The sequence below is a fragment of the Vreelandella halophila genome (assembly GCF_009856365.1).
Lineage (GTDB): Bacteria > Pseudomonadota > Gammaproteobacteria > Pseudomonadales > Oleiphilaceae > Halospina > Halospina utahensis_B.
In genome coordinates this window covers 74,672-97,331 of record NZ_WMEX01000004.1, presented here as the reverse complement: position 1 = coordinate 97,331, position 22,660 = coordinate 74,672, and the positions used below count along the sequence as shown (strand labels likewise).

Annotated in this window: 19 protein-coding genes and 3 tRNA genes; 16 read left to right on the top strand and 6 right to left on the bottom strand. The window is 60.9% G+C overall.

Annotated features, from left to right (window positions below; translation table 11 throughout):
- The 7 genes from GLW01_RS08105 (at nt 1) to GLW01_RS08075 (ending at nt 6,225) form a co-directional block, all read left to right on the top strand.
- Nucleotides 1-1,266, top strand: a complete 1,266-nt coding sequence (locus tag GLW01_RS08105; RefSeq protein WP_160898741.1) for an NAD(P)/FAD-dependent oxidoreductase — start codon at nt 1-3, stop codon at nt 1,264-1,266.
- Nucleotides 1,263-2,144, top strand: a complete 882-nt coding sequence (locus GLW01_RS08100) for a DUF1365 domain-containing protein (RefSeq protein WP_160898740.1) — start codon at nt 1,263-1,265, stop codon at nt 2,142-2,144. Before GLW01_RS08105 ends, GLW01_RS08100 begins: the two co-directional genes overlap by 4 nt.
- Nucleotides 2,132-3,412 (top strand): SAM-dependent methyltransferase, encoded by a 1,281-nt coding sequence (locus GLW01_RS08095; RefSeq protein WP_160898739.1) that lies wholly within the window; start codon nt 2,132-2,134, stop codon nt 3,410-3,412. The genes GLW01_RS08100 and GLW01_RS08095 overlap by 13 nt, the downstream gene beginning before the upstream one ends.
- 2 nt (nt 3,413-3,414) lie before the next feature.
- Complete coding sequence (locus GLW01_RS08090; protein WP_151439533.1) at nt 3,415-3,951, top strand: DUF2878 domain-containing protein; 537 nt, start codon at nt 3,415-3,417, stop codon at nt 3,949-3,951.
- Nucleotides 3,935-4,678 (top strand): hypothetical protein, encoded by a 744-nt coding sequence (locus GLW01_RS08085; protein ID WP_160898738.1) that lies wholly within the window; start codon nt 3,935-3,937, stop codon nt 4,676-4,678. The genes GLW01_RS08090 and GLW01_RS08085 overlap by 17 nt, the downstream gene beginning before the upstream one ends.
- An 84-nt stretch (nt 4,679-4,762) precedes the next feature.
- Nucleotides 4,763-5,575, top strand: a complete 813-nt coding sequence (gene xthA / locus GLW01_RS08080; RefSeq protein WP_151439659.1) for an exodeoxyribonuclease III — start codon at nt 4,763-4,765, stop codon at nt 5,573-5,575.
- A gap of 26 nt (nt 5,576-5,601) precedes the next feature.
- Entirely contained in the window at nt 5,602-6,225 is a 624-nt protein-coding gene (locus GLW01_RS08075) for a TetR/AcrR family transcriptional regulator (protein ID WP_151439535.1), read from the top strand.
- Between the two features lie 6 nt (nt 6,226-6,231).
- Here GLW01_RS08075 and GLW01_RS08070 read toward each other — a convergent pair whose 3' ends face one another.
- A complete protein-coding gene (locus tag GLW01_RS08070) occupies nt 6,232-6,663 on the bottom strand; it encodes a phasin family protein (protein WP_151439536.1) in 432 nt (143 codons plus the stop codon).
- A 63-nt stretch (nt 6,664-6,726) separates the two neighbouring features.
- Here GLW01_RS08070 and GLW01_RS08065 point away from each other — a divergent pair, with 63 nt between their 5' ends.
- The 5 genes from GLW01_RS08065 to GLW01_RS08045 all read left to right on the top strand — a co-directional run bounded on the left by GLW01_RS08065 (nt 6,727) and on the right by GLW01_RS08045 (nt 14,773).
- Complete coding sequence (locus GLW01_RS08065) at nt 6,727-7,545, top strand: lysophospholipid acyltransferase family protein (protein WP_160898737.1); 819 nt, start codon at nt 6,727-6,729, stop codon at nt 7,543-7,545.
- Complete coding sequence (locus tag GLW01_RS08060) at nt 7,542-8,495, top strand: SDR family oxidoreductase (protein WP_151439538.1); 954 nt, start codon at nt 7,542-7,544, stop codon at nt 8,493-8,495. Before GLW01_RS08065 ends, GLW01_RS08060 begins: the two co-directional genes overlap by 4 nt.
- Nucleotides 8,496-8,531: 36 nt before the next feature.
- Nucleotides 8,532-10,604: an XrtA/PEP-CTERM system histidine kinase PrsK gene (gene prsK, locus GLW01_RS08055; protein ID WP_151439539.1), complete on the top strand. Its 2,073-nt coding sequence runs from the start codon at nt 8,532-8,534 to the stop codon at nt 10,602-10,604.
- 108 nt (nt 10,605-10,712) lie between these two features.
- Nucleotides 10,713-12,101 carry a PEP-CTERM-box response regulator transcription factor gene (prsR, locus tag GLW01_RS08050; protein ID WP_151439540.1) on the top strand — a complete coding sequence of 463 codons (1,389 nt, stop codon included), beginning with the start codon at nt 10,713-10,715 and terminating at the stop codon, nt 12,099-12,101.
- The gene (locus tag GLW01_RS08045) at nt 12,098-14,773 is read left to right on the top strand and encodes a tetratricopeptide repeat protein (RefSeq protein WP_160898736.1); all 2,676 of its coding nucleotides are present in this window, start codon (nt 12,098-12,100) and stop codon (nt 14,771-14,773) included. The genes prsR and GLW01_RS08045 overlap by 4 nt, the downstream gene beginning before the upstream one ends.
- A gap of 106 nt (nt 14,774-14,879) precedes the next feature.
- On the opposite strand, the gene GLW01_RS08040 is transcribed toward GLW01_RS08045, so the two are convergent.
- Nucleotides 14,880-14,964: transfer RNA gene (locus GLW01_RS08040), tRNA-Leu, on the bottom strand.
- A 122-nt stretch (nt 14,965-15,086) separates the two neighbouring features.
- Entirely contained in the window at nt 15,087-15,863 is a 777-nt protein-coding gene (locus tag GLW01_RS08035) for a class I SAM-dependent methyltransferase (protein WP_151439542.1), read from the bottom strand.
- Between the two features lie 323 nt (nt 15,864-16,186).
- Here GLW01_RS08035 and GLW01_RS08030 point away from each other — a divergent pair, with 323 nt between their 5' ends.
- Entirely contained in the window at nt 16,187-17,605 is a 1,419-nt protein-coding gene (locus tag GLW01_RS08030) for a PLP-dependent aminotransferase family protein (protein ID WP_151439543.1), read from the top strand.
- Between the two features lie 11 nt (nt 17,606-17,616).
- Here GLW01_RS08030 and GLW01_RS08025 read toward each other — a convergent pair.
- Nucleotides 17,617-17,690: transfer RNA gene (locus tag GLW01_RS08025), tRNA-Cys, on the bottom strand.
- Nucleotides 17,691-17,708: 18 nt separating this feature from the next.
- Nucleotides 17,709-17,784: transfer RNA gene (locus GLW01_RS08020), tRNA-Gly, on the bottom strand.
- 255 nt (nt 17,785-18,039) lie between these two features.
- Here GLW01_RS08020 and GLW01_RS08015 point away from each other — a divergent pair.
- The 3 genes from GLW01_RS08015 (at nt 18,040) to GLW01_RS08005 (ending at nt 21,571) form a co-directional block, all read left to right on the top strand.
- Nucleotides 18,040-19,170, top strand: coding sequence for a TauD/TfdA family dioxygenase (locus tag GLW01_RS08015; RefSeq protein WP_160898735.1), 1,131 nt, complete (start codon nt 18,040-18,042; stop codon nt 19,168-19,170).
- Nucleotides 19,171-19,752, top strand: a complete 582-nt coding sequence (locus GLW01_RS08010) for an HD domain-containing protein (RefSeq protein WP_151439545.1) — start codon at nt 19,171-19,173, stop codon at nt 19,750-19,752.
- Nucleotides 19,753-20,002: 250 nt separating this feature from the next.
- Nucleotides 20,003-21,571, top strand: coding sequence for a BCCT family transporter (locus tag GLW01_RS08005; RefSeq protein WP_160898908.1), 1,569 nt, complete (start codon nt 20,003-20,005; stop codon nt 21,569-21,571).
- Here the strand turns inward: GLW01_RS08005 and GLW01_RS08000 are convergent.
- Nucleotides 21,568-22,506, bottom strand: coding sequence for a LysR substrate-binding domain-containing protein (locus GLW01_RS08000; RefSeq protein ID WP_151439546.1), 939 nt, complete (start codon nt 22,504-22,506; stop codon nt 21,568-21,570). The two genes, GLW01_RS08005 and GLW01_RS08000, sit on opposite strands and share 4 nt — an antisense overlap.
- Nucleotides 22,507-22,660 lie beyond the last annotated feature (154 nt).

Here is a 22,660-nt window from a genome sequence, read left to right as displayed (position 1 = left end):
ATGACTGAACCACAGCGAATTGCCGTCATCGGCAGTGGCATCTCGGGACTTGTCTGCGCCTGGCTGTTGAGCCGCCGGCACGAGGTTCATCTCTACGAGGCCGAGCATCAACTGGGTGGCCACACCAACACCGAACACGTTGAGGCCGACGGCCGGAGCTGGCCGGTGAATACCGGCTTCATCGTCTACAACGACTGGACTTACCCGGGGTTCATCCGGATCATGGATCAGCTGGGCATTGCCTCGGAAACCTCGACCATGAGCTTCAGCGTGCACGGAGGCGCCACGGGTCTCGAGTACAACGGCACCAGCCTGAACGCGCTGTTTGCCCAGCGCCGCAATCTGGTCAATCCATGGTTCCTGGGAATGGTCGGCGAAATCCTGCGCTTCAACCGTCTTACCCGGGACGACCTGGCCAACGACCGGATCGCAGAGACGGAAACACTGGGTCATTACCTGCAGCGCCATGGGTTTTCGCGGTATTTCCGGCAGCATTACATCATTCCCATGGGAGCCGCGATCTGGTCCGCTTCGGAGAGCGATATGGACCGTTTCCCGGTGCGTTTCTTCCTGCGGTTCTTTAACAACCACGGCATGCTGTCCGTCTCCGACAGGCCTGAATGGCGGGTCATCCAGGGCGGCTCCGAGGCCTATATCCCGGCGATGACCGCGCCCCTGGGGCAACGAGTTTACACCAATACGCCGGTTAATACCGTCACCCGGGACGCGGAAGGGGTCACACTGACCTCGAGGCGCGGCAATGAACGTTTTGACCAGGTCATTATCGCCAGCCATGCCGATCAGGCACTGGCTATGCTGTCGGACGCCACGGAAGCGGAAAACACCATCCTGGGCGCACTGCCCTACCAGCCCAATGACGTGGTCCTGCATACAGACCCCTCGGTACTGCCCCGCAGCCGCCGTGCCTGGGCCGCCTGGAACTACCATCTGCCAGAGTCGGCGGATGAGCCGGTTTCCGTCACCTACAACATGAACATCCTGCAGAATTTCCGCGACGCCCCAGAGACTTTCTGCGTGACGCTGAACCGCACGCATGCCATTGACCCCTCCCGCATCATCAAGCGGTTCAGCTATTCGCACCCGCGCTTCACCCTGGAGGGCATCAATGCCCAAAGCCGCTATGAACGGATCGGGGGCCACCATCGTACTCATTATTGTGGTGCCTATTGGTTCAACGGGTTCCACGAGGATGGCGTGCGCAGCGCCCTGCGCGTTTGTGAAGCACTGGGAGAAACACTGGAATGAGTGCTGAGCCTCTCAAGAGCGGATTTCTCGAAGGCAGCATCCGCCACCGGCGAATGATGCCGGTAAGGCATGACTTTGAGTATCCCATGGGGATGTACGCCGTGCGCCTGGACGAATGGGACAGGCTGGAGGGTCTTAACCCCGGCATTTCAACAAGGCGCCCGAACCGGGTCTGGTTCCGGCGCCGCGACTATTTCCAGCCCGGTAACGGATCACTGGACGGGGCCGTACGCCGTCATGTTGAGATTGCCACCGGCAACCGCCCCACCGGGCCGATCGAGCTCATCACCCATCCGCGTTACTGGGGCTGGATCTTCAATCCGGTGAGCTTCTACTTCTGCTACGCCCGGGACGCGGACGCCCAGAGGAACCCGGTGCCCGAGGCCATACTGGCCCAGATCACCAATACGCCCTGGGAGCAACGCCACAGCTACGTGCTTTCGGGCGGCAGTATCACGGAAACAGGTAACGGGTGGCAGAGCCGTCGCTACCGTTTCGCCAAGCAGTTCCATGTCTCACCCTTCAACCCCATGGAACAGGATTACGAATGGCTGTTCGGGTTCCATCCCGAAGCGCTGCGTGTGCACATGACGGTACGTGGCCATGAGGGCCGGGTCTTCGATGCCACACTGGCCACCGACCGTCAGCCCCTCACCCCGGAAGTGGCGGGACGTGCGCTGCGGCGCTTCCCGGCGGAGACCCTGAAAGCCAGCCTTGGCATTCACCTCAACGCCCTCCGGCTCTGGCGTAAGGGGGCGGTCTTCCACGATCACCCCCAGTGGGAGGGTGCCTCCGCCAGCAATCTGGAACCGGCACTGGGCGTGCCAGCCAATGCATCATCGGATCAGTTTGGAACGGTAACATCATGGAAAACCTGAAAATAACAGCACCGCGCTCATCACTGGCGCCCGTCGATCACTGGGCTCGCGTCCTGGTTACGGCAACGCTGCGCAATCTCGAACAGGGTCAGCTGCGCGTGGTTGAAGGCGACCGTGAGAGCTGGTTCGGCAGCGACGACGGTCTACACCATCCGGTGCAGTTGACCGTACACGACGCCTCCGCCTGGCGGGACATGGTCTCCGGTGGCAGCATCGGCGCCGCCGAGGCCTATGTGGCCGGAGATTGGGACTCCCCCGACCTGACGGGTCTTCTGCGCTTCTTTGCCCGTAACAACGACCGCATGAACGGGTTCGAGGACCGGGTCTCCTGGGTAACCCGGCCGGCCCGGCGCTCCCTCCACTGGCTCAACCGCAACACACGCACCGGCGCGCGCAAGAACATCGAGGCACACTACGACCTCGGCAATGACCTCTTCGAGCGCTTCCTCGACCCAACCATGATGTACTCCGCCGCCATCTTCCCCTCTGCGGAAAGTACTCTGGAAGAGGCCTCCCGCTACAAGCTGGACCGGATCTGCCAGAAGCTGGATCTGCGCCCAGGGGACCAGGTGGTGGAAATCGGCACCGGCTGGGGCGGTTTCGCCCTCCACGCGGCACAGCACTATGGCTGCCATGTGACCACCACAACGATCTCCGCCCAGCAGTACGAATGGGCCCGGGAACAGATTGCGGCTCAGGGTCTGGATAACCGCATAACGCTGCTCTACGAGGATTACCGCAACCTTGAAGGGACCTACGATAAACTCGTCTCCATCGAAATGATCGAGGCGGTGGGGCCGCAGTTTCTTGGCGAATACATGGAACAGCTCAGCGCGCTGCTCAAACCGGACGGCCTCGCCCTGATCCAGGCAATCACACTCCCTGAGCAGCGATACGAGCGTGCCCTGAAGAACGTGGACTTCATCCAGCGCTACATTTTCCCGGGCAGCTTCATCCCATCGCTGGGCGCCATACTGGGCGCAGTACGGGACCACTCGGACCTGGTCTTCAGCCATGCAGAGGACATTGGCCTGCATTACGCACGCACCCTCGCCTGCTGGCGGGAGCGCTTTGAGGCCAACCGTGACGCCATCCGCAGCCTCGGGTACTCTGACGCGTTCATCCGCCTGTGGCGGTACTACTTCGCCTATTGCGAGGCTGGATTCGCGGAGCGGCGCATCGGCAACATCCAGCTGCTGATGGGCAAGCCAGACAACCGCCGCTCCTGCATCGTGGCCGCCGGCGACCTCACCGATGGGAGAACCTGAGCATGCGCAGTCTCGCGAACTTCATCCTCTTCCAGCTCGGGTGGTTCGTGGCCGTGCTGTATCCCGGCCAGCTGGCGGCTCTCGCCGGCGTGGCCGTGGTCGCTGCTCACCTGATGTTCATCAGCGCCTTTCCGCAGCGCGAATTCCGCTTCATCCTCATGGCCACCGTGCTCGGCAGCGTATTGGATGTTCTCCACCAGAACCTCGGCATTCTCAGCTTCCCCGGCCACGAAGGCGCCTATGCCAGCGGCATGATTCCGGTATGGCTGGTCATGCTTTGGGCGGTTTTTGCCACCGCCGTGAACCACTGCCTCTACTGGATGCGTCATTACCGGCTGGTACTCTTTGGTCTGCCACCGTTCGCGGGCGCTCTCGCTTACGCTGCGGCTGAAAGCGTCGGCACCATCGAGATCGGTTACGGCCTCTGGGGCATCGTGGCCATCGGCGTTGGCTGGGGGCTGATATACCCTGTGCTGGTGCGTATCAGCCAGTGGCTGGAATCCATTGAGGAAGTGCCTCTCTATGAACAACGCTGGTAACCGCTTTCTGGCCGGATTGCTGCTGGCCGGGATCACGATCACGGCATCGGCGGAGAAGGAAATCCGCTTCAGCGGTAGCGCCGAATCCCTTGATTCCGGGAAAATCGTCTATACCGAGCAGCACCGTCAGACCGGCGAATGCCGTAATGGGTTCTGGGCGCCCCGTGAACACCAAGTGACCTACCGCGACCCGGAGGGTGACATCATCGCCCAGAAAACCCTGGATTATGGTGATACCCCCTCGCGTCCGAGCTTCACGCTGGAAGATCAGCGCTTCGGTGAGCGCATGCAGGTTCGCAACCCGGAAAATGGACGGGTGCGGATCCGCTACCGTGCCAGCAGCGGAGACGAGTCCAGCTATCGCATCAAGGCCCCGGATAATGGCGTGATCGACGCCGGATTTGAGGTTATGGTGCGCCAGAACTGGGAAACCCTGGTCGAGGACGGTGAGGATGTCCGCATCCAGTTCCTGGTTCCCACCAGGGGCAAGTTCTACGCTTTCGATGCCGAACCCGCACAAATGAAGGCCCTGGATGGGGAGCATGTGTTCCGCATCAGCGTGGCGGGCTGGGTCTCCAGCTGGTTCGTGGACCCCCTTCACCTTGCCTTCAACGATAAGCGCCAGCTCACTGATTTCCATGGGCTCACCAACATTCTTCGCAATCCCGAGGACAATCACAGGGCGCACATCCGCTATGAGCATGAAAACACGCCCGGCTGCCACTGAGCCCCTGCACCCGTGGTCGAGCTGTGGTAGGGTATGGCGCCGTTGTACACCGACTTCGCACACATGCAGAAAGACCCGGACCTCATGCGCTTCGTTACCTTTAACGTGAATGGCATCCGCGCACGGATGCACCAGCTCGAGCAGCTCGTGAACGATTACCAGCCCGATGTGATCGGGCTTCAGGAAACAAAGGTTGCGGATGACCAGTTTCCCGCCGCGGAGGTGGAACAGCTGGGGTATCACGTGAACTGGTTCGGCCAGAAAGGCCACTACGGTGTGGCGCTGATGAGCCGGAACGAGCCGGTACGTGTCCAGCGTGGCTACCCGTGGGACGACGACGATGCCCAGCGCCGGCTGATCACGGCGGACATTCCGGTGGGGGATGAAACAGTGACGGTCATCAATGGCTATTTCCCACAGGGGGAAAGCCGGGATCACCCCACCAAGTTCCCCGCCAAGGAGCGGTTCTACCAGGATCTCCAGCGCCTGCTGCGGGAGCAGTATTCACCCGAACACCCGCTGATGGTGATGGGGGATCTCAATATCTCCTCCACCGATCTTGATGTGGGCATTGGTGAGGACAACCGCAAGCGCTGGCTGCGCGAAGGCAAGTGCTCCTTCCTGCCGGAAGAACGGGAATGGCTGCAGCAGGTCAAGAGCTGGGGGCTGAACGATGTCTACCGCCATCTCTACCCCGAGACCGATGACGACTTCAGCTGGTTTGACTACCGCAGCCGTGGGTTTGAGCGGGATCCCAAGCGTGGCCTGCGGATCGACCTGATCCTGGCGACGGATGCCCTGGCCCAGCGCGTGACAGACGGTGGTATTTCCTACAGTATCCGGAGTATGACCAAGCCCTCCGACCACTGTCCGGTATGGGCTGACTTTCGCCGGTAAACCGAGCACTGGGATGGTGCGGCCGCATGAAGCGCAAGACCCGTGATCGGATCCTCGACGCCAGCCTTGAGCTGTTCAACGCGGACGGGGAGTCCAACGTGACCACGCTGCAGATCGCTGACGAGATCGACATCAGCCCGGGCAACCTGTATTACCACTTCAAGAGCAAGAGTGAGATCGTCACCGAGCTCTACGACCGCTATGAACACGAGATCCAGGAGCTGCTTGCGGTACCGGAGGTCGAAATCTCGGTGGACGACCAGTGGCTGTTCCTGCATCTGCTGTTCGAAACCATCGCCCGCTACCGCTTTCTCTACCAGGACCTGGTCAATGTCCTCTCCCGCTACCCGGTCCTGCAGCCGCGCTTCCAGCGCATTGTGAAACAGAAGTACCAGGCCACGCGCCGTATCTGCGCCAGTTTCCGTGAACAGGGCATCCTCTCGGCAAGCGACCGGGAAGTGGAGGCGCTGTGCCACCAGATCGTGCTGACCCTGACCTACTGGCTGAGCTTCGAGATGCTGTCACACCTGAACCAGAAGGATTCGGTGGATCTGGGGCGGGGTGTCTACCAGGTCATGGTTCTGGTCGCCCCCTACCTGCGCGCCGAGGAGCGCGAGGCACTGGAGGCGATGAGCGAGGACTATCTCTAGGCGGGCTCAGTCACCGCGCTGCTGTTCCAGCTCTCTGCGCAGCTTTTCCACCTCGTCCTGCAGGTGCTGTACCTGATGCTCCAGGTCACGGACCCGTCCAGGCGCAGGAATACCCAGCCGATCCAGTGCCTTTGAAACACGTTCGTCAAACACGGATTCCAGCCGGTTCCAGGTACCGGAAGCGCGTTCCCGAACTCCGTCCACACTGTCCTCAACGGCTTTCACCTGCCGGTTGACGACCCCACGGGTGCGTTCCTCAATGTCCTCGCCCTCCTTGACCAGACGCTCGAAGAACCGGCCTGCGTCCTCCTCCGCCTTGGTATAGGCTCCCAGCCCCGCCAGCCAGATCTGGCGGGCGGAATCCTTGATCCGCTCGGCCATCTGCTGCTGTTCATGGCTGGTTTCAGTGCTGGGGTCTTCGTCTTTATTTTCCGCCATGGGCTTGGACTCCGGCGCATGCTTTCTGTGAGAATCCCATTATACCTGAACCCGGGGCCCGGCATGAAACTGAGACAGTATCTGAAGAAACGGATTGTGCCCGAGGCGGTCGACCGTCAGGTGGATCGCATGCGCAAGGTCACCGGCAGCCTTGGCCATGATCCCTGGGGCTTTCAGGAGGACGCCGCCAAGATCGGTATGACACTGGTCCGGCCCATCCACGATTACTGGTTCCGGGTGGACAGCCGGGGTGAAGAGTGCGTACCGGACGAAGGGCCAGTACTGCTGGTGGCCAACCACAGCGGCCAGCTGCCCCTGGATGGCCTCATGATCGGGTACACCCTCGCCAACCGGGCGAGGAACCCCCGCCTGCCCCGCGCCATGATCGAACGCTTCTTCCCCACCGTGCCCTGGCTGGGCAACCTGCTGAACCAGGTAGGGGCCGTTCTCGGTGACCCTGCCAATTGCGCCCGCATGCTGGAAAACGGCGAAGCGGTGATCATCTTCCCGGAGGGCATCCGGGGCTCCGGCAAGCCCTACCGCGAGCGCTACCAGCTCAAGCGCTTTGGCAGCGGCTTCATGCGTCTGGCGATGGAGCACAACGCCACCGTTGTTCCTGTCGGGGTTGTGGGCTGTGAGGAAACCATGCCGGCGTTCGGTAACGTCCGTCCTCTGGCACGCTGGCTCGGTGTCCCCTATGTGCCCGTCGCCGCACCTGTGGTTCTCCCGAGCCGGGTGCTGCTGCGCTTCGGCGAACCCATGCACTTCCAGCCGGACCCGGAAATGACCGAAGAGACCATGGCACGGCATGTGGACAGGGTCCGCAGTGCCATCAGTGATCTGATCGACCAGGGCCTGAGCGAACGGGAGCGGGTGTTTTGAGCGGTTCAGCGGAGAACAGGCCCACCCTGCTGGTTACCGGTGCCGGCGGTGCCCTGGCCCAGCAGGTCATACAGCGCCTGCGGGCGGATTACCGGATCGTTGCCGTGGACTTCCGCGAGGAGGTCTGGCTCGGCCCCGACGTCGCCAGTTACCGGGTGGACTTCCAGAAACGTGGTTTCGAGGATCTATTCCGGCGCTACCGCTTTGACGGCGTTGTCCACCTCGGTCGCATCATGTCCAGCCAGGGGACCCGGATGAGCCGCTACAACGCCAATGTGCTGGGCACCGACCGGCTGCTGTCGCTCAGTGACCGCTATGGCGTACGCCGGGTCATCGTCCTGTCCACCTATCATGTCTACGGTGCCAATGCGTTCAATCCCGCACTGATCGACGAATCCTACCCACTCAAGAGCGCCGGGCTGAGCATGGATCTGGTGGATTCCGTGGAGCTGGAGAACCTGGCCACCATCTATCTCTGGCGGAACCCGGATCTCAACATCACCATCCTGCGGCCGTGCAACATCGTGGGCCCAGGTGTGCGCAACACCATCAGCAATCTCCTGGCCTCGCACAATGCGCCGGTCATGGCCGGTTTCTCGCCCATGATGCAGTTCATCCACAGCGAGGACATGGCTCGCGCGATCGAAACGGCCTACCGCCAGCCGCACACGGGCATCTTCAATGTCGCACCCCAGGACTGGGTGGACTACCGCGATGCACTGGAGGCCTGCGGCTGTCGGCCGATTCCCGTTCCCTCCATCCCCCCGATGCTGCCCCGCACCCTGCTTCGGGCTCTCAATATGAGACGTTTCCCACCCTATCTGATGGATTTTTTCAAGTATCCTGTCATTATTGATGGTCGCCAGTTCGCCCAGCGTTTCCAGTTCGAGCCGGAACGCCGCCTGGAGACGATTTTCCGTTACTATCGCGAGCTTCGGTACCAGTCCTGAACGCCCGCGACTCCGAATGAGCAAAGGGAGTAACAGTTGCTGGAGTTCGGTGTTGTCAGCCACCTTGCGGCGGCGGTGGTCTATAGTGTCCTCGCAGGCTTTACCGCCTGCCGCTACCTGCGTCGGGGTACCGACAGGGCCCTGTTTCTGGCCGCGAGCCTAACCGCACTCTGGGCCATTGCTATCGTGGCGCAGACCCTTTGGGGCTGGCCCGAATTCGCCCTGCGCTATGTTATCGAACTCGCCCGTAACAGCGCCTGGATCCTGGTGCTCTTCGCGCTGATCCGCGATGCCCGGGATCACAGCCTGTTCTCCCGCCGGCTGTTGCTGTTTGCCAGTGGTGCTCTGCTCACGATTCTGGCCGTCCTCATCGTTTCCGCCCTGACAGGATGGGCACTGGATATAAACCTGCTGTCAGCGCGGGCGATGCTGTTCGCACAGCTTGCCATTTCGCTGCTGGGAATCAGCGTGCTGGAACAGATCTGGCGCAATGCCTCGGCCTATGGGCGTTCCAGTATCCGCTATCTGTGCTTCGGCATCACTGGCGTTTTCCTCTATGAATTCCTTCTCTATGCGGATGCACTGCTCTTCAACCGTATGGCCAGCGGACTCTGGGACGCCCGTGGCGCGGTCAACGCCCTGCTGACGCCCCTTTTCGCCGTCAACCTGATCAACGCCCGGCGTCAGCCCGTCCAGCTGCAGCTGTCACGCACCTTTGTCTTTCACGCCGGCACGCTGGTCTTCGCGGGCATCTATCTGCTGATCGTCGCGATCGGGGGCTACTATGTCCGGCTTGCCGGGGGGGAGTGGGGGGAAGGCCTGCAGGTGGTGTTCATCGCTGCCTTCGTGCTCCTGTTTGTGCTGCTGATGGCCTCCAGCTGGTTCCGGGCACGGGTCATGATGTTCGTCAGCCAGAATTTCTTTGACTACAAGTACGATTACCGCGACGAGTGGCTGAAGATGACCGAGACCTTCAGCAACCTCAACGAGGACCCCCCCTTGCCGGAACGGGCCATCCGCACCCTTGCCGGACTTGTCGAAAGTCGCACCGGAGCCCTGTGGCTGCGGGACGATGAAGGCCATTTCTCATTCCAGGCATCCGTGGGGCTGGTGCCGCCCAAACACACACAGATCGACGGAGATGCGGAACTGACGGCATTCTTTCGCGAGCGTGAATGGATCCTGGACATGGACGAATACTCCGTCGATCCCGTGCGCTACAACCTGCTCGAGATTCCCGATGCCATTCTCGGTTTCAACGACCAGTGGCTCATCATTCCTCTCTACCTCGGGCGGGAGCTCTATGGCATCGCCCTCGTTGGCTCTCCCTATACCCGGGTTGAGCTCAACTGGGAGAATTTCGACCTGATCCGCGTGGTGGGCCGCCAGCTGAGCAACTTCCTCGCCCAGGCGGACGCCCAGAGCCGCCTTTCCAGAGCGCTGCAGTTCGAGGCCGTCAACAAGGCTTCCGCGTTCATGGTGCACGACCTCAAGACACTGATCGCCCAACTTTCCCTGCTGGTCAGCAACGCCCCCAAACACCGCGACAACCCCCAGTTCATCGATGACATGATCGCCACCACCGATCACGCCGTAAATAAGATGTCGCGACTTGTCGAACACATCCGTCAACCGGAAACCGCGGAACGGGAAACCGAACTGGATGTTGCCGCCCTCGCTCAGCAGGTGGTGGATCAGCGCGGTAACCAGGAACCCGCGCCGGTCTATGAGGGTCCCTTATCCAATGTGATTGTCCGGGCCGATCCACAGCAGCTGCAGAACGTACTCTCCCATCTGGTGCAGAACGCCCAGGATGCGACGCGCCGGGACGGCGAAGTGAGCCTCACCCTCAAGGCGGGCAGCGGGGCCGCGGTGCTGTTTGTGCAGGATACCGGCGACGGCATGAGTGAAACCTTTATCAGGGACTCGCTCTTCCGTCCTTTCCAGAGCACCAAGGGCCTGACCGGAATGGGTATCGGGGCCTACCAGGCCCAGGAATACGTCAAACAGATCGGGGGCGCCATGGACGTCACCAGCGAACCCGGAGTGGGCTCCTGCTTCACCATCCGGCTGCCCCTGGCCTCGCCTGATGCCCATTCAGAGCCCTAAATGCTGCAGAAATCACGTTAATGATCATTCACTATTGGCATCAGCAGGCAGAAAGCATACGCTCAGCCTGAGGGGCGCTGATCGCGCTGACCGCAGTAAGGAAAATCCATGCAGGGAAATGCCGAAGCACGTCGTCTGCTCATCATAGAAGATGACCCTGGCCTGCAGAGCCAGATGCGGTGGTGTTTTGACGGAAGTACCGAGGTCACCGTCGCAGAGGACCGCGAGGAGGCCATGGCCGCCCTTCGCCGATGTGAACCGCAGGTTGTGACTCTGGATCTGGGACTGCCACCGGATCCCGGTGGCGCCAGCGAAGGCTTCCGTCTTCTAGAGGATATCCTTGGCCTGGCACCTGCCACCAAGGTTATTGTCGTAACCGGGCGCGAAGACCGTGAGAACGCGGTGAGAGCCGTGGGCATGGGCGCCGCGGACTTCTATCAGAAGCCGCTGGACAGCGATATCCTCAACTTTGTCGTCAGCCGCGCTTTCCGCCTCCACGAACTTGAGCGGGAGAACGAACGGCTGGCTGTTGGTCATAATGGCGCCCGCCTCAAGGGCATTATTGCTTCAAGCCCTCAGATGATCGCCACCTGCCGAACGATCGAGAAGATCGCACCTGCGGACGTGACCACACTCATCACCGGTGAAACCGGAACCGGCAAAGAGGTGCTGGCACGTGCACTGCACGATCTCAGCCCCCGGCTCAACAAGCCCTTTGCGGCCATCAACTGCGCGGCCATCCCGGAGAACCTGCTCGAAAGCGAGCTGTTCGGCCATGAGAAAGGCGCCTTCACAGGTGCCAGCCAGAGTAAACAGGGAAAGGTGGAGATGGCACACGGTGGCACGCTCTTCCTGGACGAGATTGGCGATATGCCGCTGTCGCTGCAGGTCAAGATGCTGCGCTTCCTGCAGGAGCGGGTCATCGAGCGTGTTGGTGGCGTGCGTTCCATCCCGGTGGATGTGCGGGTGGTGGCCGCCACTCATCAGGATCTTGAGACCCTGATCCGCAATCAGCAGTTCCGTGAGGATCTCTATTACCGCCTGAGCGAGATCACCGTACCAGTTCCCCCCTTGAGGGCACGTGAAGGCGATGCTGTTCTGATCGCCCAGTCCCTTCTCAGGGAGTTTGCTGGCCAGATGAACCGGACCACCCTGACCTTCTCGGAAGATGCGCTGCGCGCAGTGCGGGCCTATAACTGGCCAGGCAACGTCCGTGAGATGATCAACAAGGTCAAGCGCGCCACCATCATGGCCGAAGGTAAGCGCATCACAGCCGCTGATCTGGAGCTCGACGCCGCGGACGACAGCACCGGTTCCGCCCTGAACCTGCGCCAGGTCCGTGAGGAGGCGGAGCGGCGCGCCATTACCCAGGCACTGCTGTGCGCCGACTACAACATGGCGCAGGCAGCACGGCTTCTGGGCGTTACGCGACCAACACTCTATAACCTCACCGACAAGTACAGCATCGCGACTTCGGTCGCTCAGGGGGTCCAATGAAATCTATCCAGCCATGGCTTCCGCTGGCCCTGCTTCTGGCTCTTCTGGCCGGTTGCAGCAACGACGACCAGATGAGCCAGGAGGAAGTCGAGTTTCTGAGTCATATGGATCAGGCGCAGTTCTTCCGCGAACAGGGTGAGCTCCAGGCCAGCACCCAGGAGGCCCGCAATGCTATGGAGCTGAAGCCGGACCAGTTCGAGCCCTGGTTCCTGGTCATCAGAAACCTGATTACTGCGGGGGATGGAGACACCGCGGAACGCCAGCTTGATGAGCTCGCTGAAAGGATTGATACGGAAGACCCAGAGAACCGGGATCACCTCAACCGCATGGCGCTCGCCCGCGCCCAGGCACGATTGATCCGCGAGGACTGGGACGGTGCTATTGAGGCTCTCGATTCCCTCCGGGAGCCTGAGCGCAACCAGCAGATTACCGCGCACCGGCTCGCTGGCGATGCCCACCGTCAGGCGGGTGATGCCGACGCCGCCCGCAAAGCGTACAAGCGGGCCCTGGATACCAACCCGGGCGCCATCATGGCCCATCTGGGGTTTTCCCGGCTCGCCTGGCAGCAGGGTGATAAAGAGGCCGCCCGGGAACATCTGGCAGCCGCCAGGGAGCAGGACGCCGATGACTCCGAGGTGTGGCTCTGGCGCGCCCGCATCGCCCATCAGGAAGGCCGGTTCGAGGAGGCTGCGGAAGCCTACACCCAGGCCCTTGAGGGCATCGGACGTTACGATGTGATGACCCGTCGCAAATACGAAACCATTTCCCTGCTGATCGACGTGCTGCGTGAGAACGGCAATGCCTCCCAGGCATTCGTCTACGAGGAAATGCTGGCGAATTCCGCTCCGGGAACCATCCGGTCTGGTATGCGGGCTGCCCGCGAGGCCTATGGTGAGGGTAACCTTTCCATTGCTGCCGGCCATCTTGAGGAGGTACTTGCTCAGGCACCAGGTCATGACGACGCCGGCATCCTGCTGGGCATCATCCGGTTCCAGCAGGGTCGTATGGATGATGCCGAGTCACTTCTGTCGGAATACCAGGATAAGGTGGACTCCGGTGAGCTTACCAAGATGCTGGCCGCGGCCCGGATCCAGCTCCAGCGTCCTGAAGAAGCGCGCCGGATGCTGGAGGAGCTGGATCCCGAAGGCAACGACCCCGGAGTGGTCGCACTGATCGGCGTCGCCGCGCTCAGCAGCGGTGAGGACCAGCTCGGTCGTGCCATGATTGAGCAATCCCTGGCGATGGCGCCGGACAACACCGACCTGCGGGTACGGTTTGCCCGATACCTCGCCTCCGAGGGCAACAATCAGGAGGCGCGGACACAGCTTGAAACCGCCATTGAGCGCGCACCGGATGCGGAACAGCCACGGGCGTTTCTTGCCCGCTTCCTGGCTGAGCAAGGCGAGCACGAAGCCGCCCGGAAGGTAGTGGACCAGTGGCGCGGTGATCAGCCTGACAGTGTCCTTGCCCAAAACCTGGCTGGCGACATAGCACAGCTCCGCGGGGATTCGGACGCGGCGCGGCAACATTATCAGGAGGCCATCGGAATGGATGAGTCTCCCGCCAGCCACCATGCCCTGGGTGCACTCCATGCCCGGGATGGCAACGCGAAGCCTGCCCTGGAGCACCTGCGTCGGGCTGTTGAGCTCGCCCCGGACAGCCCACGCTACCTTCGGGATCTTGTGTCCGTTGCCGCGAATCACGATGCTGAAGACGCCACGCGGGATTTTCTTGCCCGCGTGGCCGACGAAAGTGATTCAGCAACAGCCCCCCATCGCTATCTGCTGCAAGTGGCACTGGAAAGTGGTGATGATGAACGGGCCTCCGAGCTGGTTGCCGCCATCGAGAACCGGCTCGATGACAGCGGCCAGAAGGTCTCTGTGATTGCAGGCGCCTATCTCGCTGCTGCCCGCACCACCGCCGACCGTGGCAATGACGGCCGCACCCGGGAACTCGTGCGCCAGGGCCGCCAGCGCTATACGGAACATGAAGGACTTGCGCTGTTTGAGGCACGGCTTCAGTTTGAGGCGGAGCGTGCCTCGGATGCCCGGGACATTCTCCGCTCGATAAAGACCCAGCACCCCGGCTCTCCCCGGCCCTTCCTGCTGGAGGCGGACTATATGGCCAGCGAGGGCAACTACTCCCAGGCAGCGGACCTGTACCAGCTCGCCCGGGACAAATCCGATTCGCCTCAGACTGTCGCACGCCAGGTGCGCGTGCTGCGTGAGGCGGAGCGCGGTCGCCGTGCCATTGAGGTGCTTGAGGCAGCCACCGAAAAGTTCCCCCAGTCCTCAAGGCTGTACCTCGAACTGGCAATGCTGGAGCAGAGTACCGGCAACCGGGAAGCGGCGCGTAGCGCCTACGAACGGACCCTGCAGCTGGCGCCCGAGAACGCCGTTGCCCTGAACAACCTTGCCTGGCTCCTTCATGAGGACGAACCGGAGCGGGCACTGGAACTGGCGGAAAAAGCCTATAATGCCAATCCGGAAGCCGCCTCCATTGTGGATACCTACGGCTGGATACTCTTCCGCAACGGGGATCTTGAGCGGAGTATCGAGATCCTGGAATCCGCCCATGAGCTGGCGCCCGAGGCCGCGGAGATCCGGGAGCATCTTGCTGCCGTGCACCGGGAAGCCGGAAATAATGCCCGGGCCGAGGAACTCACCCGCTGACGCCCTGGGCAGCCCCCGGGAATGCACACTTCGGACAAAGCGGAACCGGAGAGACCGGGAACGGTTCCCTACCCCTTTGGCAGCGGCTCAATGTTCAGACTGGAAATGGTGCGGCTGGCCGGACTTGAACCGGCACGCCCGAAGGCAGGGGATTTTAAGTCCCCAGTGTCTACCCATTCCACCACAGCCGCAGAAGGATCAGGAAAGGCGGGAGGATTGTATAAACCCCTGGAAGGAAACGCAATCAGAGGTTCAGAAACAGAAAACCCCGCGGCGGTAACCGCGGGGTTTCAACACAATCACGCAGCGGTGTTTATGCTTCCGGCGGACGGAAAGCCACCTGCTGAATGAAGTCCACCTGATTGAGGATGAACGGACGCTGCATGTCGCCGTAGCGTTCAACGTTAACGAAGCCCGCGTCCTCGAGCAGGTGCGTTACGTAGTTCTGACGCAGCGGATACATGTTGAGCTGGAAAGTGCTGCCGTCCTTGAACGTGTAGTGGAACTGCGCCAGACCGCGATGCAGCTGGGCGGGGCCCACATCCACACCGTCACCGCAATAGTTGTACGCATGCTTGGAGCTGTAGCCCTCGTCCAGCATGGTGTCGTAGTTGCGATGATCGATGATCAGCATGCCACCCGGGCGCAGTGTCCGGAACATGGCGTGCAGGGCATCGCGGCGCTGCTCGTGGTCGAACAGGTGGGTAAAGGAGTTACCCAGGCACACGATGGCGTCATATTGTTCCTTGCCCAGAGTATCGTCCAGGGTCAGCCAGTCAGCTACGCAGGATTTATTGAAAGTCGCACCGCGTGCCTTGGCGTTCTCCCGCGCCTTTTCGAGCATGTTCTCTGAGCCGTCAGTGGCGGTGACCTTGAAGCCCCCCAGAGCCAGGGCTACGGCGTTGACGCCGGTACCGCAGGCAACGTCGGCGACGTCTTTTGCGCCGTGGGCGTTGAGCAGCCGTCCGTAGAAGGGTCCATCGCGTTCCAGGCGATCGTCCCAGCCGACCAGGTCATCCCAGTATTCGGCGAAACTGGGGGTATACTGCTCGTACTGTTCGCCGGCATTCGCGTTTTCTACAGCTGTCATGATTCGTTTCTCCTTGAAAATTGGTCCGCAGGAACATCCGCTTGAATCAGATAGGGAGTCCTGCCGTGGTTAACCGTACGCAGGTATTGCATACCGCTTCCCCATCGGTAGGTGGTTGGCACCACCGCCTGAAGGACCAGGCTGGCCAGCGATGGGAACGGGAACGCCGGGCGGGTTTGATGCCGGCGTCCGACCACGACCAAGACGAACTGTACGCAGATTTCCGTTGACGGTACAGATTCAGAAACGTAAAAAAGATACCATTACAGTTTTCGGTTTTCCCCTATGGCAGCATCAGGGGGCGATGTAGTTAAGGAGTACAGATGGGCAAGTGGCTCTACGAGGATGTGGCGGGACAGATCGCCCAGCAGATTGAGGACAGTGTCTACAGCCCGGGGGACCGGCTGCCGGGTATACGCAAACTGTCACAGCAGTTCGGGGTCAGCCTGGCCACCGCCGTGGAAGCGTGCCAGCTTCTGGAGGATCGCGGCATCATCCGTGCGCGGCCCCGTTCCGGATTCTACGTTCAGGAACCGGATGCCGCCCCTGTGGAGTGGCGCAAGCCTGAGAGTACTGAGGACGGACCCACGCTGGTCACAGGCCAGGCCCGCGTACTGGAGCTGATCCGCCAGTATGGTGACCCTGCCCTGCTTCCCCTGGGAACCGCCGTGCCCGATCCCGAGCTGCTGCCACTTACGGCCCTGGACCGCTGTATCGGGCATGCACGGCGGGTCCACAGGAACCGTGTGGCCGGCTATGACTTCCCTCCCGGAGATGAATCCCTGCGTGTGCAGATCGCCCGGCGGATGGCGGATGCCGGCTGCCACATCAGCCCGGATGACGTGGTCATCACCAGTGGCTGCCAGGAAGCAATCTCCCTGAGCCTGCGCGCCGTGGCCAATCCCGGAGACGTGATCGCTATTGAGTCACCCACCTTCTACGGCATTCTTCAGGCCATAGAATCCCAGGGCATGCGGGCTCTGGAGTTACCGACCGAGCCCGGTGGCGGCATCCACCCGGAGACCCTGGAAAGCGCCATCGAGCGATGGCCGATACAGGCCTGTGTGGCCATGCCCAACTACGGCAATCCGCTGGGCCACCTCGCCTCCAATGAACGCAAGGAAGCGACTGTCCGGCTGCTTGCGGACAATGGCATTCCCCTGATCGAGGACGACATCTACGGCGAGCTGGGGTTCTCCGGTGATCGGCCCTGGGCGGCCAAGGCCTGGGACACGGACGGGGGTGTTCTGTACTGCAGTTCCTTTTCCAAGACACTGGGAACCGGAATGAGGATCGGCTGGGCTGTACCCGGGCGCTTCCGCGACCAGCTCACCTACCTCAAGTACGCGACCAACCAGGCCGCCCCAACCCTGCAGACGCTCGCGCTCGCCCGGTTCCTGGACCAGGGCGGCTACGACCGTTACCTGCGGCGTATCCGGCGGATCTATCAGCGCCAGGTCAACCGTGTTGCGCGCGGCATACAGGAGCACTTCCCCCGGGGCACCCGGGTCAGCCGACCACGGGGCGGATTCGTGCTCTGGGTGGAACTGCCGGAGCACGCCAACACCCTTAACCTGCAACAGCACGCACTGGAAGAAGGCATCAGCATCGCCCCGGGTCCGCTGTTCTCCTCAACGGAACGGTTCCAGCGCTATCTCAGGGTGAACTGTGGCGTTGCGGATGCGGACCGCGTGGACGCAGCCATCGCACGACTGGGGCGACTTACACGGAAAAGGGGGTGACATCGGATTAATGGAGGCGCGGGTCGGAATCGAACCGGCGTAAACGGAGTTGCAGTCCGTCGCATGACCACTCTGCCACCGCGCCTGAAACAGGGAAGGAAACTGGAGCGGGAAACGAGATTCGAACTCGCGACATCCACCTTGGCAAGGTGGTGCTCTACCAGCTGAGCTATTCCCGCTCTCTGATGGGGCTGTGTGCTGCCCTCGACAACGGGTGTGTATTTTACTGACGCCGCATCTGTCGTCAATAGCTGTTTTCAGGTGACTGATTTAACACCAGCCGGCCAAAATCCGGAAGACAGGCAAAGGCTTCCCATAAGAAAATTGCATAGAGCAGGATAAGCCTCCGGCCCTACTCCCTCGCGCCAGCAGTAACCATCATAACGCCGCGTCGCTAGCGTCAGCCCGCATTCAAACAAGCCGAGGGAGTTCTTATGCCACAGCATCCGTTCATCATTCACCAGCAGCCCGCAGCCGTGCACATCGACGACGGCCGTTCAACGATGGAGGTCAGCCCGCTATGGCTGCGGGAGCGGACGCAGGCGCCTGACCAGTTGGAACCAATGACACAGCAGCGTCTGTTCGATTCCCACGCCATCGACGACGCGCTGACCCTGAAAAAGGCTGAACCTGTGGGCACCGACCGCGTTTCACTGTCGTTCAGCGATGGTCATGAAGAAGTGTATGACCTGACCGCCCTGGCCCAGGAGCTGGGCAATACAGCGCCTTTCCCAGCCGCGGAGCCCTGGGATTCCAGCCTGGACCAGCAGCGCGTGCGCTTTGATTGGGTGCGTGTCCAGCAGGATAACGCCTACTTCAAGGCATCTCTGTCAGCCTACCTGCAGTATGGCTACCTGATCCTGTACAACGTGCCGACGGACCCAGAGCGCATCCTGGAGGTGGGGAGCCATTTCGGCTACGTCAAGGAAACCAACTTCGGGCGCTATTTCGAAGTCTATTCACGGCCCACTGGTAATGACCTGGCCTACCGTAGCGTGGCTCTGGGACCGCACACTGATAATCCCTACCGTAATCCGGTCCCCGGTATCCAGCTGCTGCACTGCCTGGTAAACGAAACCAGCGGCGGCCTTTCCACGCTTGCGGACAGCCTCAAAGTGCTGGAGCAGCTGCGCGCCGAAACCCCGGAAGGCTATGAGCTGCTCAAGCGCACGCCGGTTCGCTTTCGTTTTGTGGATGCAGGCACCGAGCTGACCACCCAACGCACCATGATCCAGACGGATGATCACGGCAACCCGACGGGCGTGCATTACAGTCCGCGCCTGGATGCCCTGCCGCTTCTTTCGGATGCGGACACACGCCTGTTCCACCAGGCACGCCAGCGCCTGGGTCAGCTGTTTTCCGACCCCGCTTACGAAGCACGCTTCACGCTCAATGCCGGCGAGCTGATGATGTTCGACAACAGCCGGGTACTGCACGGGCGCACCAGCTATGACCCCAGTGAGGGGCACCGCCACCTCCAGGGCTGCTACCTGGACGCTGACGGGCCGCGAGAGCGCTATGCAAGTCTTCAGAAACTGCATCAAACCACAGAAGAGGTCGCATAAATGCAACAGGTTTCCTTTCGTCAGATGAAAGACGGCACCCGCGAGGATTACGTGCTGCTGGATGAGCTGGAAGAGGCGTTCAATCAGGGACTGGTGGATCGCTTGATGCAGGCGCTACGCAATCTGGAAAACACCCTCAGCGGTTACCAGGTCTCACGCCTCGAGCATTCGCTGCAAACGGCCGCGCGCGCCGAGGCCGATGGCGCGGACGACGACATGATTGCAGGCGCTCTCCTCCACGATCTGGGCGATGAGCTCGCACCCTACAACCATTCTCAGCTCGCGGCCTCGATCATCCGACCCTACGTGCGCGCGGAGGTGACCTGGGTGGTGCGGCACCATGGCCTCTTCCAGAAAGTCTATTATGCGCATCATTTCGGCGAGGACCCCTATGAGCGCGATCGCTACAGGGACCACCCGTGGTACCAGAGTTGCATCGATTTCTGCGAGCGCTACGATCAGGCCTCTTTCGACCCGGATTACCCAACACCCACGCTGGACCATTTTGAACCGCTGTTGCGGCGGGTTTTCTCGCGCGCGCCTTTTGATCCGGCCGTGATCGGTCAAGAGGAACCGGCTTAAAGGTAAGCCCCTGTTGTCACGCACTGCATGAGTGGCAGGCGCCCTGTATTTGCGCGCAGCTGCCACTACATTCCCCCCAAACCGGGCATGCAGCGGGATCGTCGGCCCGATGACCGACTTTAAAGAGGACACAATTATCGCTACCTCAAACGACGCTCCAACGCCTAATCTGCAGGAAGACAACCCCCACGCGGTTATCACCACAGACTACAAGGTGACCGAACTTACCCAGGGCGGTCTGTTCCGTGGCATGCACAAACGCATGACCATTGGCGCAACCCTGCTCATCCTGCTCTTCGTTCTGTTCACCGGCTTGTCAGGTAGCGCCGACACCGTATTTGGCGCAGCCCGAACCTGGATTGAAACAACTTTCAGCGGCTATTACCTGGTGACAGTCATGGCGCTGCTTGCGGTCTGCGCTGTTCTGATCTTCACCCGTTACGGCAGTATCCGCCTGGGAACGGATGACAGCCGTCCGGAGTTCGGGAACTTTTCCTGGTTTTCCATGCTGTTCTCAGCGGGTATTGGGATCGGGATTCTGTTTTTCGGAGTGGCAGAGCCGATTTTCTATTTTGATAATACCGGCGCTTTCGATTACCCGAATAATCCTCATGCCGATATGGCCGGCGCCACGTCACTCAATCAGGAGCGCGCCATTGATGCCCTTCGGGTCACCGTATTCCACTGGGGTCTCCATGGCTGGGCCATCTACGTGATCGTCGGTATGTCCCTGGCGTACTTTGCATTCCGTAAAGGTCTTCCACTGGCACTGCGCTCAGCACTCTATCCGTTTATTGGTGAACGGATCTTCGGACCTGTAGGCCATGTTTTCGACATTTTCGGGGTGCTCGGCTGCGTATTCGGCGTTGCAACCTCACTGGGTCTTGGCGTCAGCCAGATGAGTGTCGGACTGGAGCGACTGTTTGGAATCAGCGACGGTTTGACTACCCAGCTCATACTGATCCTGGTGATTTCCACCCTGTCGATTCTGTCGGCGGCGTTGGGCGTCAAAAAAGGCATCCGGATCATTTCCGAGATGAATATCTGGGTCTCGGTAATGGTGGTCGGTGTTTTCCTGGTTGGGGGCCCTACGCTTTGGTTGCTAACCACCTTTTTTCAGACCCTCTTCGACTATGCCGTCAACGTGGTTCCCATGGGTCTGTGGAAAGCGGACTCCCCGGAGACCGGAGAATGGCAGCGGGCCTGGACCATCTTCTATTGGGGCTGGTGGCTGGCCTGGGCACCTTTCGTGGGTCTTTTCATTGCCCGGATCTCCAAAGGCCGAACGCTTCGTGAATTCGTTCTGGGCGTTCTGTTCGTGCCAACTCTGATCGCTTTTGCATGGCTGGTGATCTTTGGAGGTACCGCCATTCACCAGGAGCTGTCTGCTTCCGGCGGAGCTGGCGCGGCAGGCATTATTGAACTGGTCAATGGCTGGAAGCTTCCCGCAGCGCTGTTCGCCACGGCTGATGGCATCGCCGGTACCGGTTTGTTTGGCTGGCTGCTTTCGGCAATGATGGTGTTCCTGTTGATGAGTTGGTTCATCACATCGTCGGATTCGGGCACCCTGGTGGTAACGACCATCCTCTCGTTGGGTGACGAGGAGCCACCACATGTTTTCCGCGTTTACTGGGGTGCAATGATTGGGCTGGTGGCTGCCGTACTGCTGGTGCTGGGTGGACTTTCCGCTCTGCAGACGGCATTGATTGCCGCCGCACTCCCCGTCAGCTTCGTCATCATCCTGATGACCCTTGGCGTGTTGCTATCGCTGGTTCAGGAACCGCGGCAGCCGCTTGCGCAGACAGGTGAGCACGCCTAATACCTGGCATCGACTGGCTGATACGGCTGCATGGCAGCCATCAGCCAGTCGCAGATAGGCTGCACCACCGCGCTGCGGTGGTGTTTCGCGCTCAGCCAGTAGCCATACTCCGTGCGCTTTATTCGCGGCCCCAACGCAATCAGCTGCCCGGTTTTCAGGTACTCCTCCACCAGGATAGACCACCCCAGCGCCACCCCCTGGCGCGCCAGCGTCGCGTGCAATAGCAGCGCATAGTTGTGATAGGCGAAATAATCTTCCCTTGGCGCTAGTTCAATCCCGACCTGATCACACCACTGCAGCCAGTCGAGCCAGCGCGGTTCGTGGATATCCTGGTGCAGCAGTGTGACGTGGTCCAGATCGGATGCCTTTAGCTCACTGCCCAGGGCGTTACTGCGGGCGTAGTCAGGGCTGGTTACAGGGAAGACCTCTTCCCTGGCGAGGAGCTGGCTTTCTTCCTGGGGCAGATAGGGGCCGAAACGAATGGCAATATCTGCTGCCTGCAGCTCAGGGTCGTCCGCCCGGTCAATAGGCTTGAGTGTGAATGTGACCTCGGGGAACGCCTGCTTCATCGCCGGAAGATGTGGCAGCAACCACAGGTGCAGAAATCCCGAGCCGGCCGCAATCACAACCGAGGGCGCCGGCCCTTCTCCCTCACGCAACAGCCGGTCGCAAGCGCCCCGAATCCCGCTCAGGCCAGATGAAACCTCCCGACGGAAACGCTCTCCCTTGGCCGTGAGCTGAAGCTTTCCACCCTTACGGTCAAACAGAGGCATGCCCGCCCACTCCTCCAGTGCGCGAATGCGCTGCGAGATCGCAGGTTGAGTCGTGCGCTCCTCATCAGCAGCAGCCGTCATGGAGCCCAGCCGCGCAGTTGCCTCAAAAGCCACCAGTGACTGCAGCGATGGCAGCGATTGGCTGTTTTGAGTTCGCTTCATGGTGGATCACGCCCCGTAATGCAGACAAAGAACATGATAATAATCAATGCAAAAGCTAAATCCTACCCAACGCGATCAGACGGATAGACGCGCATACCCGAAATCATCAAAAACCGGACACTCCGATTTGCCACAGAGAACCTAATCGCAATAA

Coding starts and splice junctions, on each gene's coding strand:
- GLW01_RS08105 (WP_160898741.1), top strand. CDS start 1: ATGACTGAACCACAGCGAATTGCCGTCATCGGCAGTGGCATCTCGGGA.
- GLW01_RS08100 (WP_160898740.1), top strand. CDS start 1,263: ATGAGTGCTGAGCCTCTCAAGAGCGGATTTCTCGAAGGCAGCATCCGC.
- GLW01_RS08095 (WP_160898739.1), top strand. CDS start 2,132: ATGGAAAACCTGAAAATAACAGCACCGCGCTCATCACTGGCGCCCGTC.
- GLW01_RS08090 (WP_151439533.1), top strand. CDS start 3,415: ATGCGCAGTCTCGCGAACTTCATCCTCTTCCAGCTCGGGTGGTTCGTG.
- GLW01_RS08085 (WP_160898738.1), top strand. CDS start 3,935: ATGAACAACGCTGGTAACCGCTTTCTGGCCGGATTGCTGCTGGCCGGG.
- xthA (WP_151439659.1), top strand. CDS start 4,763: ATGCGCTTCGTTACCTTTAACGTGAATGGCATCCGCGCACGGATGCAC.
- GLW01_RS08075 (WP_151439535.1), top strand. CDS start 5,602: ATGAAGCGCAAGACCCGTGATCGGATCCTCGACGCCAGCCTTGAGCTG.
- GLW01_RS08070 (WP_151439536.1), bottom strand. CDS start 6,663: ATGGCGGAAAATAAAGACGAAGACCCCAGCACTGAAACCAGCCATGAA.
- GLW01_RS08065 (WP_160898737.1), top strand. CDS start 6,727: ATGAAACTGAGACAGTATCTGAAGAAACGGATTGTGCCCGAGGCGGTC.
- prsR (WP_151439540.1), top strand. CDS start 10,713: ATGCAGGGAAATGCCGAAGCACGTCGTCTGCTCATCATAGAAGATGAC.
- GLW01_RS08045 (WP_160898736.1), top strand. CDS start 12,098: ATGAAATCTATCCAGCCATGGCTTCCGCTGGCCCTGCTTCTGGCTCTT.
- GLW01_RS08035 (WP_151439542.1), bottom strand. CDS start 15,863: ATGACAGCTGTAGAAAACGCGAATGCCGGCGAACAGTACGAGCAGTAT.
- GLW01_RS08030 (WP_151439543.1), top strand. CDS start 16,187: ATGGGCAAGTGGCTCTACGAGGATGTGGCGGGACAGATCGCCCAGCAG.
- GLW01_RS08015 (WP_160898735.1), top strand. CDS start 18,040: ATGCCACAGCATCCGTTCATCATTCACCAGCAGCCCGCAGCCGTGCAC.
- GLW01_RS08010 (WP_151439545.1), top strand. CDS start 19,171: ATGCAACAGGTTTCCTTTCGTCAGATGAAAGACGGCACCCGCGAGGAT.
- GLW01_RS08005 (WP_160898908.1), top strand. CDS start 20,003: ATGCACAAACGCATGACCATTGGCGCAACCCTGCTCATCCTGCTCTTC.
- GLW01_RS08000 (WP_151439546.1), bottom strand. CDS start 22,506: ATGAAGCGAACTCAAAACAGCCAATCGCTGCCATCGCTGCAGTCACTG.